The sequence below is a fragment of the Paralimibaculum aggregatum genome, assembly GCF_030270585.1.
Classification (GTDB): Bacteria; Pseudomonadota; Alphaproteobacteria; order Rhodobacterales; family Rhodobacteraceae; genus Thermohalobaculum; species Thermohalobaculum aggregatum.
Genome location: NZ_BSYI01000138.1, coordinates 1 through 564, shown reverse-complemented (window position 1 = coordinate 564; position 564 = coordinate 1). Strand labels below are relative to the sequence as shown.

Annotated in this window: 1 pseudogene; it reads left to right on the top strand. The window is 64.7% G+C overall.

Going from position 1 to position 564, the window contains the following annotated elements:
* Nucleotides 1-194: 194 nt before the first annotated feature.
* A pseudogene (locus QSJ97_RS24660) lies at nucleotides 195-564 on the top strand (IS21 family transposase); the annotation flags it as partial.

The following is a 564-nucleotide window of genomic DNA, read 5'->3' as shown; positions in this document are numbered from 1 at the left end:
GTGCGCATTCCGGTCTTATCCGAACAGCGGTTCCGATAGGATCCGTACAGGGTTTCCGATTTCACCCGAACAGGGATTCCGGGGCATTCGAACAAGCTCCATGATCCACTGAGGCAGCTGCTGGGCGATCGTGCAGCGGGCTACCCTGCGCCCCTTTGAGGGGGAGCGGGGAGCGAAGAATGAGACGATTGCCGATGCGGAAGATCATCGATGCCTTGCGGCTTTGGGCCAGCGGCCTGACGTTGCGCGAGATCGGCGCGAGCCTGAATGTCGGGCACACGACGATCCGGGATCTCCTGAAGCGCGCCGACTTGGCCGGCCTGTCCTGGCCTTTGCCCGAGGGTTGGGGCGAGGCCGATCTCGAGCGGCTGCTGTTCACGTCGCCGGGCAGCGAGACCCGGCGCGGCCTGGCGCAACCGGACTGGCCAGCCGTTCACCGTGAGCTTCGCCGCAAAGGCATGACGCTATCGCTGCTCTGGGAGGAGTATCGGGCTGCCCACGCGCAAGACGGATATGGATACAGCCGGTTCTGCGAGCTGTACCGGCGCTGGGAAGGGCGGCTTT